Consider the following 15,505-nt stretch of genomic DNA (forward strand, 5'->3'; position numbering starts at 1 on the left):
TGCTCCCTGAATGATGTACAAGTCTTTGATCGGGAACAGCCGACGATGTAACTGAACAGCCCGCAAAGAACGTATGAGCGATGTTCAGACACTCTTACAGCCGGAAAAGATCCTTTGTCCGTTTCGTGGGCTTACTCACAGAGGCGCGGGCCAGCTCACAGGCCACGTCAGCGGGTTCGGTCGCTCACCGTGACGGTTGAGGACGCGCCGAGGGGGACGCACCAAGATCGGCGCGTCCCCCTCGGGTCCACGGAGTTGTGGAACTCAGCCCTCGCCGACGCCCAGCTTCTCCAGGATCAGCTCCTTGACGCGGGCCGCGTCGGCCTGGCCACGGGTGGCCTTCATGACCGCGCCGACGAGCGCGCCAGCGGCCTGGACCTTGCCGCCGCGGATCTTGTCGGCGATGCCCGGGTTGCCGGCGATGGCCTCGTCGACGGCCGCCGTCAGCGCACCCTCGTCGGAGACGACCTTCAGACCGCGCTTGTCGACGACCTCGTCCGGGGTGCCCTCGCCGGCGAGGACGCCCTCGATGACCTGGCGGGCGAGCTTGTCGTTCAGGTCGCCGGCGGCGACCAGTTCCGCCACCCGGGCGACCTGCGCCGGGGTGATCGGGAGGTCCTCCAGGGGCCGGCCCGACTCGTTGGCGCTGCGGGCCAGTTCGCCCATCCACCACTTGCGGGCGGAGGCGGCGTCGGCACCGGCCTCGATCGTGGCGACGATCGGGTCGATCGCGCCCGCGTTGAGGATCGACTGCATGTCGTGGGCGTTCACGCCCCACTCCTCGCGCAGCCGGTTCCGGCGGGCCAGCGGCTGCTCGGGCAGCCCCGCGCGCAGTTCCTCGACCCACTCGCGGGACGGGGCGACGGGGACGAGGTCGGGCTCCGGGAAGTACCGGTAGTCCTCGGCCTCCTCCTTCACCCGGCCCGAGGTCGTGGACCCCGTGTCCTCGTGGAAGTGGCGGGTCTCCTGGATGATCGTGCCGCCGGAGGAGAGGACAGCGGCGTGGCGCTGGATCTCGTACCGGGCCGCACGCTCCACGGAACGCAGCGAGTTGACGTTCTTCGTCTCGCTGCGCGTGCCGAACTTCTCCCGGCCGTGCGGGCGCAGCGACAGGTTGACGTCGCAGCGCATCTGGCCCATCTCCATGCGGGCCTCCGACACACCGAGCGCCTTGATGAGCTCGCGCAGCTCCGCGACGTACGCCTTGGCGACCTCGGGAGCGCGCTCGCCCGCGCCCTCGATCGGCTTGGTGACGATCTCGATGAGCGGGATGCCGGCGCGGTTGTAGTCGAGGAGCGAGTGCGAGGCGCCGTGGATGCGGCCGGTGGCACCGCCCACGTGCGTCGACTTGCCGGTGTCCTCCTCCATGTGGGCGCGCTCGATCTCCACGCGGAAGACCTCGCCGTCCTCCAGCTGGACGTCCAGATAGCCGTTGAAGGCGATCGGTTCGTCGTACTGGGAGGTCTGGAAGTTCTTCGGCATGTCCGGATAGAAGTAGTTCTTCCGGGCGAAGCGGCACCACTCGGCGATCTCGCAGTGCAGCGCGAGGCCGATCTTGATGGCGGACTCGACACCGATCGCGTTCACCACGGGCAGCGCGCCCGGCATGCCGAGGCAGGTCGGGCAGGTCTGCGCGTTGGGCTCGGCGCCCAGCGTGGTGGAACAGCCGCAGAACATCTTCGTCTTGGTGCCGAGTTCGACATGGACTTCGAGGCCCATGACGGGGTCGTACGACGCCAGCGCGTCCTCGTACGACACCAGGTCGGTCGTGGTGGTCACGGTGAAAACTTCCCTCTCAGCCCAGCAGGACGTCGTCGTCGCCCAGGCGCTTGAGCTCCCGGTAGAGGATGGCGAGGCCGGTGACGATGGCGGCGGCGGACACGGCCGCGTCGATCAGCCGCAGGGTGTCGCTCTCGAGCCGGGCCTTCTTGGCCTGCTTGGCGACACTCAGGGCGCCGAACGCGGTGGTCGCGATGGACAGGTACGTGCCGGACCTGGACTTCTTGAAGCCCTTGGCCTTGGTCAGTGCGGTCACAGCGACGGAGCCTCCTCGATCAGTGGGTGCCCCCACCTTTCCACGAAGGCGGCCTCGACGGCGGCGCCGACCCTGTACAGCCTGTCGTCCTTCATCGCGGGGGCGATGATCTGCAGGCCGACCGGGAGGTTGTCCTCCGGCGCGAGACCGCAGGGCAGGGACATGGCCGCGTTGCCCGCCAGGTTGGTCGGGATGGTGCACAGGTCCGCGAGGTACATCGCCATCGGGTCGTCGGCGCGCTCGCCGATCGGGAAGGCGGTGGTGGGCGTGGTCGGCGAGACGATCACGTCGACCTGCTCGAACGCCTTCTCGAAGTCGCGCGTGATGAGCGTGCGGACCTTCTGGGCGCTGCCGTAGTAGGCGTCGTAGTAGCCGCTGGACAGCGCGTACGTGCCGAGCATGATGCGGCGCTTGACCTCGTCGCCGAAGCCCGCCTCACGGGTGACGGCGGTGACGTCCTCGGCCGAGCGGGTGCCGTCGTCACCGACGCGCAGGCCGTAGCGCAGGCCGTCGAAGCGCGCGAGGTTCGAGGAGCACTCGGAGGGCGCGATCAGGTAGTACGCCGACAGGGCGAGGTCGAAGGACGGGCAGTCCAGCTCGACGATCTCGGCGCCGAGCTCCTTCAGCAGGGCGACCGACTCGGTGAACCGCTGGACGACACCGGCCTGGTAGCCCTCGCCGGAGAACTGCCTGACGACACCGACACGCATGCCGGCGACGCTGCCGTTGCGGGCGGCCTCGACGACCGGCGGGACCGGCGCGTCGATGGAGGTGGAGTCGAGCGGGTCGTGCCCGGCGATGACCTCGTGCAGCAGGGCCGCGTCCAGGACCGTACGGGCGCAGGGGCCGCCCTGGTCGAGGGAGCTGGAGAAGGCGACCATGCCGTAGCGCGAGACGCCGCCGTACGTCGGCTTGACGCCGACGGTGCCGGTGACGGCTGCGGGCTGGCGGATCGAGCCGCCCGTGTCCGTGCCGATGGCCAGCGGCGCCTGGAAGGAGGCGAGCGCCGCGGACGAACCGCCGCCGGAGCCGCCCGGGATGCGGGTGAGGTCCCACGGGTTGCCGGTCGGGCCGTACGCGCTGTTCTCGGTGGAGGACCCCATGGCGAACTCGTCCATGTTGGTCTTGCCGAGGATGACGACGTCTGCGTCCTTCAGCCGCTTGGTGACGGTCGCGTCGTACGGCGGGATCCAGCCCTCGAGCATCTTGGAGCCGACCGTGGTCGGGACGCCCTCGGTGGTGAAGATGTCCTTGAGCGCGAGGGGAACGCCCGCGAGGGGGCCGAGCCGCTCGCCCCGCTCCCGCTTGGCGTCGACGGCGCGGGCCTGGGCCAGCGCGCCCTCGCGGTCGACGTGCAGGAAGGCGTGGACCTTCTCGTCGACCGCGCCGATGCGGGCGAGGTGGGCCTCGGTGACCTCGACTGCGGTGAGCTCGCCGGCGGCGATCCGGCCGGCGATCTCCGCGGCGGTCAGCCTGATGATGTTGACGTTGGTGTCCGTCATGGTGATTAGTCCTCCCCCAGGATCTGCGGCACCTTGAAACGCCGCTGCTCCTGGGCCGGGGCGCCGGAGAGCGCCTGCTCGGGGGTGAGCGACGGACGGACCTCGTCCGCACGCATGACGTTCGTCAGCGGCAGCGGGTGAGAGGTCGGCGGTACGTCTTGGTCGGCGACCTCGCTGACGCGGGCGACCGCGCCGATGATGTCGTCGAGCTGGCCTGCGAAGTGGTCGAGCTCTTCGCCCTTCAGCTCCAGACGCGCCAGCCGTGCGAGGTGGGCGACCTCCTCGCGCGTGATGCCAGGCATGCAGCGATCCTCTGGGGTGAGTGAGTGTGGTGTGCCCCCAATCCTATGGCGCCGGTACGGATGCCCGCGCACGGGTTTCCCCGCACCCCTGACAGGGACACGGGGAACGGCCCGGACGCCGACGGCGCCGAGGCCCCACAAGAGAGCCCAACCTGCCGGGAGACGGCTACGGGCGGCGCACGGGACAAAACCACCGACGAACGGACAGACGCCGACGGCGAGGAGGCCCCACGAGAGAGCCCAACCTGCCGGGAGACGGCTACGGGCGGCGCACGGGCCAAGACCACCCACGAACGGACAGACGCCGACGGCGAGGAGGCCCCACGAGAGAGCTCGACCTGCCGGGAGACGGTTACGGGTAGTGCGTGGGCGGGCAACACTCCGGCCGGAGGCCGGCAGGACGCGCACCCGCGAGAGGGGAGACCTACTCCGCCGCGGGCAACGCGGCGCGGGGCCGCTGCCACCCCCGGGCCCCCCGCGCGAGCAACCACGCCGTGGCCTCCTCCGGAGGCATCGCCGCAGCGACCAGCCACCCCTGAACGGCATCGCAGCCGAGGTCCCGCAACCGCTCCCACGTCTCGTCGTCCTCGACCCCCTCGGCGACGACGAGCAGCCCGAGCGAATGCGCGAGGTCCACGGTGCAGCGCACGATCGCCGCGTCCTCGGCGTCGACGGCCAGCCGCGCGACGAACGACCGGTCGATCTTCAGTTCGCTGACGGGCAGCCGCCGCAGGTGCACCAGCGAGGAGTAGCCGGTGCCGAAGTCGTCGAGCGACATCTTCACGCCGTGCCCGGTGAGCGCGGCCAGCGTGTCGGCGGCACGCTGAGGGTCCTCCAGCAGCACGTGTTCCGTGATCTCCAGCTGGAGGGCCCCGGCGGGCACCCCGTGCCGGGCGAGCCGGGCGGCGACCGAGCCGGCGAACCCGGGCGTGTGGACGTCGCGCGGCGACACGTTCACCGCGACCGGCACGTACAGTCCCTGCGCCCGCCAGCGCGCGACCTGCGCGAGGGCCGTCTCCAGCACGTACTCCGTGAGGTGCGGCATCAGCCCGGACGACTCGGCGATGGCGATGAACTCGTCCGGCGGCACCTTCCCCCGCTCGGGATGCACCCAGCGGACCAGGGCCTCGAGCCCGGCCACCTGTCCGTCGAAGCGGACCTTGGGCTGGTAGTGCAGTTCGACGTCACCGGTGTCCAGGGCCCGGCGCAGGTCGCCCAGCAGGCCCAGCCGGTCCGGGGTGTTCGAGTCCCGCTTGGACTCGTAGACCTCGACGCCGGTGCGGTCCCGCTTGGCCTGGTACATCGCGACGTCCGCGCGGCGCAGCAGCCCCTCCGCGTCGAGCGCGTGGTCGGGGAAGACGGCGAGGCCGGCGCTGGCCTCCAGGACGAGGGTGAGCCCGTCGAGGTCGAGCGGCGAGCCGAGGGCGGCGACGAGCCCGCGGGCGACCCGCGTCGCGGACGTCGTGGAGTCCGCGACCGGCAGTAACACGGCGAACTCGTCCCCGCCGAGGCGCGCGGCCTCCGCGCCGCGCGGCAGGGCGAGCCGCAGCCGGTCGGCGATCTGCAGCAGCAGGCGGTCCCCGGCGAGATGCCCCAGCGTGTCGTTGACCGAGCGGAAACGGTCGAGGTCGATCAGCATCAGGGCGGCACGGGCCCCGATCCGCTCGGCGTCGTCCAGCGCGGTCCAGGTGCGTTCGAGGAGCCACTGCCGGTTGGGCAGCCCGGTCAGCGGGTCGCGCAGCTGCTCCTCCGCGCGGGCGCGGGCGATCCACAGGGTGGAGTCGAGCGCGATGAGCGGGATCGAGAACAGCGGAAGCAGCAGCGGGAGTGCCTGTGCCACCACGCATATGAGGGGTGCGATGCCCAGCAGGGCGACGGCGACGAGACCCTGCCGGGCCAGGGCGGTGCGCGCGACGGTGGGCAGCCCGCCGGTGCGCGGCGCGTTCAGGTACCAGAGCAGGGCGCGGGTGACGGCGAGATAGCCGCCGGCGACGAGGACCACCTCGGGCGCCGCGTAGAGGGTCCAGGTCTGCGGGTCCCAGGGCGTCTCGACGGACGGGACCCGGCCGAACGCGGCCAGGACCAGGGCGCCGGCGCCGATGCCGAGGATGTCGACGGCGCCGTGCAGGACGCCCTGCCGCCAGCGGTTGCGGCGGGCGATGCCGACGAGCACGACCACGGTGAGGCTGACCATGCCGGCGGGCACCCAGCCGTACAGCAGCAGGACGGCGAGGGTCAGGGCCGCGCCGGAACCCGTGCCGCCCCACCAGCGGGAGCGGCCGAGGGCGACGAGGTGGCCGACGATGACACCCGTCAGCACCGCCAGCGACCAGCCCGTGGTGCCGGACGGGAAGAGGGCGTGCTGCCCGCTGAACGCGCGGTAGAAGGCGGCGCCGAGGACGAGGGCGGCCACCGCGACGACCGCGGCCGGCAGGGGCGGCCAGGACGGGTGCCGCTCGGTCTCCTGGCCGGGCAGGCCGGTGCCGCGTCCGGTGGTGTGCCCGTAGGAACCCGAGGAGTCCCCGACGGTGAGCTGGGCGACGCCGCGGGCGTCCGTGCTCGCACTCGCCGACGGCCGCCCCGTCCGGAGTCCGGCCAGCCAGGCACCGGACATCCGGCGCAGGCGCAGCCGCGAGCCCGGAGCGGCGCTCTCGGTCGGTTCCATTCCCGTCCCTCTCACAGCCGGCGGTGCCCACGCCACGCGGTCCGGTGCGGGCGAACCCCAGCGGTACCGCGTCGGAAAACCCTTTCCCGGCTCCTGAGGAGCGCGGGGACGCGCCGGCCGCAACCGGGCACGGCGGGCGCGCATCTCAACAGTAGGCCGCGGAAGGCTTCCACGGGCAGCGGTCGTCGACGGTTGCCCGAATGCGACCCGGCCACCCGTATGCATCTGGTATGCGCCGAACGGGTGGCCTTCAACCGCTACTCCTCGGTCGGAAGTGCGAGTTCAGCGGCGGCTTCCGGCCCTTGTCCGAGCAGGACCGCGAAACCTTCCTCGTTCAGAACCGGAACCTTCAGCTGCATCGCCTTGTCGTATTTCGATCCAGGATTGTCACCCACCACGACGAAGGACGTCTTCTTCGAGACGGAACCGGTCACTTTCGCGCCCCGGCTCTGCAGTGCCTCCTTCGCGCCGTCCCGCGTGTGGTGTTCGAGGGTGCCGGTGACGACGACCACCAGGCCCTGAAGGGGGCGCGGCCCCTCCTCCTCGCCGGAGTGCTCCTCCTCCATCCGCACTCCCGCGGCCCGCCACTTGCGGAGGATCTCCTGGTGCCAGTCGACCGCGAACCACTGCTTCAGTGAGGCCGCGATGATCCCGCCCACACCGTCGGTGCCGGCCAGCTCCGCCTCCGTGGCCTGTTCGATGCGGTCGATCGAGCGGAACTCGCGGGCCAGGGCCTCGGCCGCGACCGGTCCGACATGACGGATCGACAGGCCGGTGAGCACGCGGGCGAGCGGGCGCTGCTTGGCCGCCGCGATGTTCTCCAGCATGGCGAGGGCGTTCTTCTTCGGCTCGCCCAGCTGGTTGGCGAAGACGGTGACGACCTTCTCCTCGCCCGTCTGTGGGTCGCGCTTGGGCAGACCGCTGTCCTGGTCGAGGACGTACGCCTTGATGGGCAGCAGCTGCTCGATGGTGAGGTCGAAGAGGTCGCCCTCGTCCACGAGGGGCGGCTCGGCGGGCTCCAGCGGCTTGGTGAGGGCCGCGGCGGCGACGTAGCCGAAGTTCTCGATGTCGAGGCTCTTGCGTCCGGCGAGGTAGAAGAGGCGCTCGCGCAACTGGGCGGGGCAGGTGCGGCCGTTCGGGCAGCGCAGGTCGATGTCGCCCTCCTTGGCGGGCGCCAGCGGGGTGCCGCACTCGGGGCACTCGGCCGGCATCACGAACTCCCGCTCGCTGCCGTCGCGCAGGTCGACGACCGGCCCGAGGATCTCCGGGATCACGTCACCCGCCTTGCGCAGCACCACCGTGTCCCCGATGAGGACGCCCTTGGCCTTCACCACGCCCTGGTTGTGCAGGGTCGCGAACTCGACCTCGGAACCGGCCACGGTCACGGGCTCGACCTGCGCGTACGGCGTGACGCGTCCCGTGCGGCCGACGCCGACCCGGATGTTGACGAGCTTGGTGTTGACCTCTTCGGGCGCGTACTTCCAGGCGATGGCCCAGCGGGGGGCGCGCGAGGTGGAGCCGAGGCGTCCCTGGAGCGGGATCTCGTCGAGCTTGACGACCACGCCGTCGATCTCGTGCTGCACGGAGTGGCGGTTCTCGCCGAAGTACGCGATGAACTCCCGTACGCCGTCGAGGTCGTCGACCACCCTGTTGTGCTGGGCGGTGGGCAGGCCCCAGGTCTTCAGCAGTTCGTACGCCTCCGACAGACGGGTCATGCCGTCGAAGCCCTCGAGGGCGCCGATGCCGTGCACCACCATGTGGAGCGGCAGGGTCGCCGTGACCCTGGGGTCCTTCTGGCGCAGCGAACCCGAGGCGGAGTTGCGGGGGTTGGCGTACGGCTTCTCGCCTGCGGCCAGCCGGCGGGCGTTGAGGTCCTGGAAGGCCTCCATCGGGAAGTAGACCTCGCCGCGGATCTCCACGAGCCGTGGGACGCGGTCGCCCTTCAGCCGGTGCGGGATCTCCGAGATCGTCATCACGTTGGGTGTGATGTCCTCGCCGGTCCGGCCGGTGCCGCGGGTGGCTGCGCGGGTGAGCCGGCCGTCCTCATAGGTCAGGTTCACCGCGAGGCCGTCGACCTTGAGTTCGCACAGCAGGTGGTAGTCGGGCGTACCGACGTCCTTGGCCACCCGCTCGGCCCAGGCCGCGAGCCCCGCGTCGTCGAAGACGTTGTCGAGGGAGAGCATGCGTTCGCGGTGCTCCACCTCGGCCAGTTCGGTCTCGTACTCGACGGCGACCTTCTGGGTCGGCGAGTCCGGCGTCCGCAGCTCCGGATACTCCTCCTCCAGCGCCTCCAGGGACCGCAGCAGCTCGTCGAACTCCGCGTCGCTGACGACGGGAGCGTCCTTCACGTAGTACCGGAAGCGGTGCTCCTCGATCTGCTCGGCGAGCTGCGCGTGCTTCTCCCGTGCCTCGGTGGGCAGGGCTTGCGCGGTCGAGGCGGTCTGTGCGTCCTGGTCGCCGGCCACCGTGTCGTCCTCCCGTTACTCAGGGTTGTCCGCGAGGGATCTCGCCGCCCGGGCGCAGTGGGCGAGCGCCGTGCGCGCGTACTCGGGGGAGGCCCCCGCGAGCCCGCACGACGGAGTGATCGTGACCGTCTCCGTGAGAAGCCCCGGATTCAGTCCCAGCCTGCGCCACAGCGTCCTGACACCCATGACGCTACCGGCAGGGTCCGACAATGGGGCGTCCGTGCCCGGCACGACACCGGCGAAGAGCCGGGTGCCGCCTTCCACCGCTTCCCCGATCGCGTCGTCGTCACGCTCGGTGAGCAGCGAGAGGTCGAAGGAGACCGCCGCGGCGCCCGCCCGGCGCAGGAGCGCGAACGGCACGTCGGGGGCGCACGCGTGCACGACGACCGGTCCCCCGTCGTGCACGCCGATGACGTCACGCAGGGTGGCCTCGATGACCTGGCGGTCGACGGCGCGGTGCGTGCGGTATCCGCTGGCGCTCTTCACCCGGCCGCGCAGGACGGCGATGAGGGAGGGCTCGTCGAGCTGGAGGACGACGTCGGCGCCCGGTACGCGCCGCCGGACCTCGGCGAGGTGTGTCCGCAGCCCCTCGGCGAGCGATCCGGCGAGGTCCCGGCAGGCTCCCGGGTCGGAGAGCGCCACCTCGCCGTTGCGCAGTTCCAGCGCGGCGGCCAGGGTCCAGGGCCCGACAGCCTGCACCTTCAGCGGTCCCGTGTAGCCCTGGGTGAACTCCTCGAAGGCGTCCAGGTCTTCGCCGAGCCAGGACCTCGCCCGCCTGGTGTCCCGTCCGGGCCGGTCGCCGATGCGCCAGCCGCTGGGCTCCACGCGCGCGTACAGCTCGACGAGCATCCCGGCGGTCCGCCCGATCATGTCGGCGCCGGGGCCCCGCGCGGGCAGTTCGGGCAGGAACGGGAAGTCCTCGAACGACCCGACGACGGTCTTGGCGGCCTCCCGGGAGTCGCCGCCCGGCATGGATCCGACGCCGGTCGCCGGCCCGGACCTGAACACGCTGTTTTCGCTCACCCCGGCAGCCTACGGAATCCCTCCGCCGAGGTCAGCGGCCCGGTCGTACCGTCAGGTCGTTGACCTCGGCATCGCGCGGAAGGTCGAGGGCCATGACGATCGCCGTGGCGACCGACTCCGGGTCGATCCAGCGGGCGGCCTCGTACTCCTTGCCCTCCTGCCGGTGCACCTTGGCCTGCATGGGGCTGGCCGTGCGGCCGGGGTAGACCGACGTGACGCGGACGCCGTTCGCGTGCTCCTCGTGCCGCAGGGAGTCGGCCAGCGCCTTCAGACCGTGCTTGGAGGCCGCGTAAGCGGACCAGTCGGCGTGCGCGCTCAGTCCGGCACCGGAGTTGACGAACACCACGTGCCCCTGGGCGAGCCGGAGCTGGGGCAGGAAGTGGCGGGTCAGCTCGGCGGGGGCGATCAGGTTGACGTTGAGCTGGTGGCGCCAGGACTTGGGGGTCAGCTCTCCGACGGGGCCGAGGTCGACCACACCGGCGATGTGCAGGAGCGAGTCGATCCGGTCGGGGAGCGCCTGGTGCGAGAAGGCCCAGGAGAGCTTGTCCGGGTCCGCGAGGTCACCGACCAGGGTGCGCGACCCCGGGTACTCCCCCACGAGTTCCTTCGCGCGGCCCGCGTCGCGCGCGTGCAGCACGAGTTCGTCCCCGCGCGCGTGGAGGCGGCGCGCGACGGCCGCGCCGATGCCGGAGCCCGCCCCGGTGATCAGATGTGTAGACATGTCCGCCATGCTCGCATCACTGCGTGCCCCGGCTCTCCTCGAGGTAGGCGAGCGCGCCCACCGGCTCCTCGGCGAAGAAGACCAGATCGGTGAGGGGCCGGGGCAGGAAGCCCTCGTCCTCCATGCGCCGGAACTGCACCTTGAGGCCGTCGTAGAAGCCCGCGGTGTTGAGCAGCACCACCGGCATCTCCGTCATGCCGTGCTTCTTCATCTCCAGGATCTCGGTCGCCTCGTCGAGGGTCCCCGTGCCGCCGACCATGATCACGACGGCGTCCGCCTTCTTCAGGAGCAGCGCCTTGCGTTCGGCCAGGTCACGCGCGACGACCATCTCGTCGGCGCCCTCGCGCGCCTTGGCCGACAGGAAGCCGACGGAGACGCCCAGCAGCCGCCCTCCCGCCTCCTGCACGCCGTCGGCGACCACCTTCATCAGGCCGACGTCGGAGCCGCCCCACACCAGGGTGTGGCCGCCCTTGCCGAGCAGTTCCGCGAACTCGCGCGCGGGGCGGGTGTAGCGGTCGTCGAGGTCGGCGGCGGAGAGGAAGACGCAGATGTTCATGCGTCCACCGTACGAGCGGGAAGAACTCCGGTCCCGCGAATGCTGTCCGGGGTATGACTGAAGGACACACGATCACGATCGAGCAAGGCACGGAACGCGTACGCGTCGTGCACGGCGGCCGGGTCCTGGCGGAGAGCGAACGGCCGCTGCTGCTGCGCGAGACGGGCTGTCCCGTGCGCTACTACCTCCCGCCGGAGGACGTCCGTCTCGACCTGCTGACGCCCTCGCGGACCCACACGCAGTGCCCGTTCAAGGGGACGGCGTCGTACTGGTCGCTGCCGGACGCGCCCGATCTGGTGTGGGCGTACCCCGATCCCAGGCCGGACGTCGCGCGGATCAAGGACCACCTCTGCTTCTACGAGGTGGAGGTCGGCTGAGCCGGGAAGGAACGGGACCGGCCGCCCGCGGGTCGGTCCGCGGGCGGCCGGCGATCATGGGGGGAGCGGCCGTCAGACGGCGGCCCTCGTCGCGCGCGTGGTCGTCGCGATCGTCGCGGAGCCGACCACGCGTGTGCCGTCGTACAGGACGATGGCCTGGCCGGGCGCGACGCCGCGGACGGGCTCCGTGAACGTGACCTCCAGCGTGCCGTCGACCAGTTCGGCCGCCACCTCGGTCTCTCCGCCGTGGGCGCGGAGCTGGGCGGTGTACGTGCCGGGGCCGGCCGGCGCGGCGCCGCACCAGCGGGGCTTCACGGCCGTCAGGGCGGTGACGTCCAGGGCGTCCGCAGGGCCGACCGTCACCGTGTTGTCCACCGGCGAGATGTCCAGGACGTAACGGGGCTTGCCGTCGGGGGCCGGGGTGCCGATGCGCAGGCCCTTGCGCTGGCCGATGGTGAAGCCGTACGCACCCTCGTGCGTGCCGAGCCTGGTGCCGGACTCGTCGACGATGTCGCCCTCCGCCCTGCCCAGGCGGGCGGCCAGGAAGCCCTGGGTGTCGCCGTCGGCGATGAAGCAGATGTCGTGCGAGTCCGGCTTCCTGGCCACCGCCAGGCCCCGGCGCTCGGCCTCGGCGCGGATCTCGTCCTTCGTCGTGACGGTGTCGCCGAGCGGGAACAGGGCGTGCGCCAGCTGGCGGTCGTCGAGCACACCGAGGACGTACGACTGGTCCTTGGCCATGTCGGACGCGCGGTGCAGCTCACGCGTGCCGTCCTCGCGGACGATCACTTGGGCGTAGTGGCCGGTGCAGACGGCGTCGAAGCCGAGGGCGAGGGCCTTGTCCAACAGCGCCGCGAACTTGATCTTCTCGTTGCAGCGCAGGCAGGGGTTCGGGGTGCGCCCGGCCTCGTACTCGGCGACGAAGTCCTCGACCACGTCCTCGCGGAAGCGGTCGGCGAGGTCCCACACGTAGAACGGGATGCCGATGACGTCCGCGGCGCGGCGGGCGTCGCGCGAGTCCTCGATCGTGCAGCAGCCGCGCGCGCCCGTGCGGAAGGACTGCGGGTTCGCCGACAGGGCGAGGTGCACTCCGGTGACGTCGTGTCCGGCCTCGGCGGCGCGGGCGGCGGCGACGGCGGAATCCACACCGCCGGACATGGCGGCGAGTACGCGAAGGGGGCGGGGGCGCTGCGGGGTCTCAGTCATAGCCCCTCCAGGGTACGGGGCGCCGGGAACCGAAGCCCGCGCGTATCCGTTGAAGACCGCATGGGGGAGACGAGCGGCGGGCCCGGTGGGGGCCGCGCGGACGGAGACCGGCGCCTCGGGCGCCGGGCCCTGCTCATCGGCGGCACGGCGGCCGCGGTGGGCAGCCTCGCGCTGGCCCGCGACGAGCTGGCGCATCTGTGGTGGCGGCTGCCCGGAGTGGAGAAGCCGCGCGAGGCGGGCGCGGTCGACTTCGCGGGCGCCCGCTGGGTGGCGGCGTCCCCGGCGAACTGGCGCCGCGCCGACCGGCCCGACGACTACGGCATCGACCGGGTGGTCGTGCATGTCACGCAGGGCAGTTTCCGGGACACGGTGAAGGTCTTCCAGGATCCGGGGCACGGCGCGGCCGCGCACTACGTGGTGCGCGGGGACGGGCAGGTCACGCAGATGATCCGCGAGCTGGACGTGGCCTTCCACGCGGGCAACCGCGACTACAACGAACGCAGCGTCGGCATCGAGCACGAGGGATTCGTCGACCGCGCGGCGTCCTTCACCGACGCGATGTACGCCGCCTCGGCGCGGCTGGCGGCCGGGGTCTGCGAGCGGTACGGGATACCCGTGGACCGGGAGCACCTCGTCGGGCACGTCGAGGTCCCGGGCACGGATCACACGGACCCGGGGCCGCACTGGGACTGGGACCGGTACCTGCGGCTGGTGCGGCGCGCGCGGCCGACGACGGCCTGACGCGCAGGCCTCGCCGACGGCCGGTCACAGCGCTAGCTGAGTCCCGCCGTACGGGCGCGTTCCACCGCCGGGCCGATCGCCCGGGCCACGGCTTGGACGTCCGCCTCCGTCGAGGTGTGGCCGAGGGAGAAGCGCAGGGTGCCGCGGGCCAGGTCGGGATCGGTGCCGGTGGCCAGGAGGACGTGGCTGGGCTGGGCGACGCCCGCGGTGCACGCCGAACCGGTGGAGCACTCGATGCCCTGGGCGTCGAGCAGGAGCAGCAGGGAGTCGCCCTCGCAGCCCGGGAAGGTGAAGTGCGCGTTGGCCGGCAGCCGGCCGGCGGCCGCGGGGTCGCCGCCGAGCAGGGCGTCCGGCACGGCCTTGCGGACGGCGTCCACGAGGTCGTCGCGCAGGGCTCCGACCTCCCGCGCGAACCACTCGCGCCGCTCGGCGGCCAGCCGCCCCGCGACGGCGAAGGAGGCGATCGCGGGCACGTCGAGGGTCCCGGAGCGCACGTGCCGTTCCTGGCCGCCGCCGTGCAGGACGGGTACGGGGGTGTACTCGCGGCCCAGCAGCAGCGCGCCGATGCCGTAGGGCCCGCCGATCTTGTGACCCGACACCGTCATCGCGGCCAGCCCGGAGGCGCCGAAGTCGACAGGGATCTGACCGAAGGCCTGGACGGCGTCCGCGTGCAGCGGGACGTCGAACTCGGCCGCGACGTCGGCCAGTTCACGGACCGGCATGACGGTACCGATCTCGTTGTTGGCCCACATGACGGTGGCGAGCGCGACGTCGTCGGGATTGCGGGCGACGGCCTCGCGCAGCGCGTCGGGGTGGACGCGGCCGTACGCGTCGACCGGGAGGTATTCCACGGTGGCGCCCTCGTGCTCGCCGAGCCAGTGGACGGCGTCGAGGACGGCATGGTGCTCGACCGGGCTCGCGAGGACGCGGGTGCGGGCGGGGTCGGCGTCGCGGCGGGCCCAGTACAGGCCCTTGACGGCGAGGTTGTCGGCCTCGGTGCCGCCGGCGGTGAGGACCACCTCGCTGGGGCGTGCGCCGAGGGCGTCCGCCAGGCTCTCGCGGGATTCCTCGACCGTCCGCCGGGCGCGGCGGCCGGCGGCGTGCAGGGAGGAGGCGTTGCCCGTGATGCCGAGCTGGGCGGTCAGGGCCTCTGCCGCCTCGGGAAGCATCGGGGTGGTCGCGGCGTGGTCGAGGTAAGCCATGGTGGGCCCGATTCTACGGGCCCGTCGTCCGGCGGCTCGGCCCCGGCGGTGTGCGGCCGTCCCGGTGGGCGCTCAGAAGCTCCAGGACACCGTGTTGTCGGCGTGCATGAACGCCAGCAGGACGATCAGGTCGGCGGCGCCGAGGCCCAGGCCGAGCAGGGCGCGGCCCTTGCGGGCGGTGCCGCGCCACAGGGCGACGGAGGCGAGGATGATGGCGATCGGGCCCAGGAAGAGGTTCAGGACCAGCAGGCCGACGAGGCCGAGGATGAACGAGGCGACGGCCATGCCGTCGGTGTCCCGGGCTCCGGTGCGGTGGGTGGGTCCGGCGGTGAGTTCCATGAGGTGGATCAGCTCCCAGCGGTCGGTCGGTGGGCGGGGTCGGGGCGCGGCCGGTCGGGGCGCCCGTCAGTGGGCGGAGGTGCCGCGGCGGCGGGAGTGCCGCTCGCGGGCCGCGAAGACGGCCAGCCAGATGCCGATGACGGCGGCGGCGACGAGGGTCAGGGGCAGCGGCGCGTGGGCCACGGTGCCCATGACGACGCCGAGCAGCAGTAGGGCGGCGACGAGGATCAGCATGACGTTCCTCTCGTGGAGTGGTGCAACACCGCGGATGTTTCGCGGACTTGACGCTCCAGTGAACAGTTGTAGTTACAGTTGTTCACTGACTTGAGAGTCTAGCGCGTCCGGCGGCTTTTCAATTCCAGAGAACAGTTGTT

Annotated in this window: 15 protein-coding genes; 2 read left to right on the forward strand and 13 right to left on the reverse strand. The window is 71.9% G+C overall.

Going from position 1 to position 15,505, the window contains the following annotated elements:
• Window positions 1-264 precede the first annotated feature (264 nt).
• From gatB to AC0ZLC_RS30080, 9 genes are all read right to left on the reverse strand, one after another.
• Window positions 265-1,779: an Asp-tRNA(Asn)/Glu-tRNA(Gln) amidotransferase subunit GatB gene (gene gatB / locus AC0ZLC_RS30040; protein WP_476755088.1), complete on the reverse strand. Its 1,515-nt coding sequence runs from the start codon at window positions 1,777-1,779 to the stop codon at window positions 265-267.
• 16 nt (window positions 1,780-1,795) lie between these two features.
• Complete coding sequence (locus tag AC0ZLC_RS30045; RefSeq protein ID WP_476755089.1) at window positions 1,796-2,035, reverse strand: hypothetical protein; 240 nt, start codon at window positions 2,033-2,035, stop codon at window positions 1,796-1,798.
• Window positions 2,032-3,537, reverse strand: coding sequence for an Asp-tRNA(Asn)/Glu-tRNA(Gln) amidotransferase subunit GatA (gene gatA / locus AC0ZLC_RS30050; RefSeq protein WP_476755090.1), 1,506 nt, complete (start codon window positions 3,535-3,537; stop codon window positions 2,032-2,034). Before gatA ends, AC0ZLC_RS30045 begins: the two co-directional genes overlap by 4 nt.
• 5 nt (window positions 3,538-3,542) lie before the next feature.
• Window positions 3,543-3,839: an Asp-tRNA(Asn)/Glu-tRNA(Gln) amidotransferase subunit GatC gene (gene gatC, locus AC0ZLC_RS30055; RefSeq protein ID WP_190154674.1), complete on the reverse strand. Its 297-nt coding sequence runs from the start codon at window positions 3,837-3,839 to the stop codon at window positions 3,543-3,545.
• 424 nt (window positions 3,840-4,263) lie between these two features.
• Complete coding sequence (locus AC0ZLC_RS30060) at window positions 4,264-6,504, reverse strand: putative bifunctional diguanylate cyclase/phosphodiesterase (RefSeq protein ID WP_476755091.1); 2,241 nt, start codon at window positions 6,502-6,504, stop codon at window positions 4,264-4,266.
• Between the two features lie 257 nt (window positions 6,505-6,761).
• Window positions 6,762-8,969: an NAD-dependent DNA ligase LigA gene (ligA, locus tag AC0ZLC_RS30065; RefSeq protein ID WP_476755092.1), complete on the reverse strand. Its 2,208-nt coding sequence runs from the start codon at window positions 8,967-8,969 to the stop codon at window positions 6,762-6,764.
• A gap of 15 nt (window positions 8,970-8,984) precedes the next feature.
• Window positions 8,985-9,992: a methionine synthase gene (locus AC0ZLC_RS30070; protein ID WP_476755093.1), complete on the reverse strand. Its 1,008-nt coding sequence runs from the start codon at window positions 9,990-9,992 to the stop codon at window positions 8,985-8,987.
• Window positions 9,993-10,023: 31 nt separating this feature from the next.
• A complete protein-coding gene (locus AC0ZLC_RS30075) occupies window positions 10,024-10,722 on the reverse strand; it encodes an SDR family oxidoreductase (RefSeq protein WP_476755094.1) in 699 nt (232 codons plus the stop codon).
• 7 nt (window positions 10,723-10,729) lie between these two features.
• Window positions 10,730-11,269 (reverse strand): LOG family protein, encoded by a 540-nt coding sequence (locus tag AC0ZLC_RS30080; protein WP_476755095.1) that lies wholly within the window; start codon window positions 11,267-11,269, stop codon window positions 10,730-10,732.
• A 53-nt stretch (window positions 11,270-11,322) separates the two neighbouring features.
• Here AC0ZLC_RS30080 and AC0ZLC_RS30085 point away from each other — a divergent pair, with 53 nt between their 5' ends.
• A complete protein-coding gene (locus AC0ZLC_RS30085) occupies window positions 11,323-11,646 on the forward strand; it encodes a DUF427 domain-containing protein (RefSeq protein ID WP_476755096.1) in 324 nt (107 codons plus the stop codon).
• 72 nt (window positions 11,647-11,718) lie between these two features.
• On the opposite strand, the gene mnmA is transcribed toward AC0ZLC_RS30085, so the two are convergent.
• Window positions 11,719-12,849: a tRNA 2-thiouridine(34) synthase MnmA gene (gene mnmA / locus AC0ZLC_RS30090; RefSeq protein WP_476755097.1), complete on the reverse strand. Its 1,131-nt coding sequence runs from the start codon at window positions 12,847-12,849 to the stop codon at window positions 11,719-11,721.
• Window positions 12,850-12,909: 60 nt separating this feature from the next.
• On the opposite strand from mnmA, the gene AC0ZLC_RS30095 reads away from it, so the two are divergent.
• Window positions 12,910-13,590 carry an N-acetylmuramoyl-L-alanine amidase gene (locus AC0ZLC_RS30095; protein ID WP_476755098.1) on the forward strand — a complete coding sequence of 227 codons (681 nt, stop codon included), beginning with the start codon at window positions 12,910-12,912 and terminating at the stop codon, window positions 13,588-13,590.
• A gap of 32 nt (window positions 13,591-13,622) precedes the next feature.
• Here the strand turns inward: AC0ZLC_RS30095 and AC0ZLC_RS30100 are convergent, their stop codons facing one another.
• The 3 genes from AC0ZLC_RS30100 to AC0ZLC_RS30110 all read right to left on the reverse strand — a co-directional run bounded on the left by AC0ZLC_RS30100 (window position 13,623) and on the right by AC0ZLC_RS30110 (window position 15,365).
• The gene (locus tag AC0ZLC_RS30100; protein ID WP_476755099.1) at window positions 13,623-14,792 is read right to left on the reverse strand and encodes a cysteine desulfurase family protein; all 1,170 of its coding nucleotides are present in this window, start codon (window positions 14,790-14,792) and stop codon (window positions 13,623-13,625) included.
• Window positions 14,793-14,864: 72 nt separating this feature from the next.
• A complete protein-coding gene (locus AC0ZLC_RS30105) occupies window positions 14,865-15,131 on the reverse strand; it encodes a DUF4190 domain-containing protein (RefSeq protein WP_358853631.1) in 267 nt (88 codons plus the stop codon).
• Between the two features lie 66 nt (window positions 15,132-15,197).
• A complete protein-coding gene (locus tag AC0ZLC_RS30110) occupies window positions 15,198-15,365 on the reverse strand; it encodes a hypothetical protein (RefSeq protein ID WP_476755100.1) in 168 nt (55 codons plus the stop codon).
• Window positions 15,366-15,505: the final 140 nt, after the last annotated feature.

Source organism: Streptomyces sp. GLSS-08 (assembly GCF_056387915.1).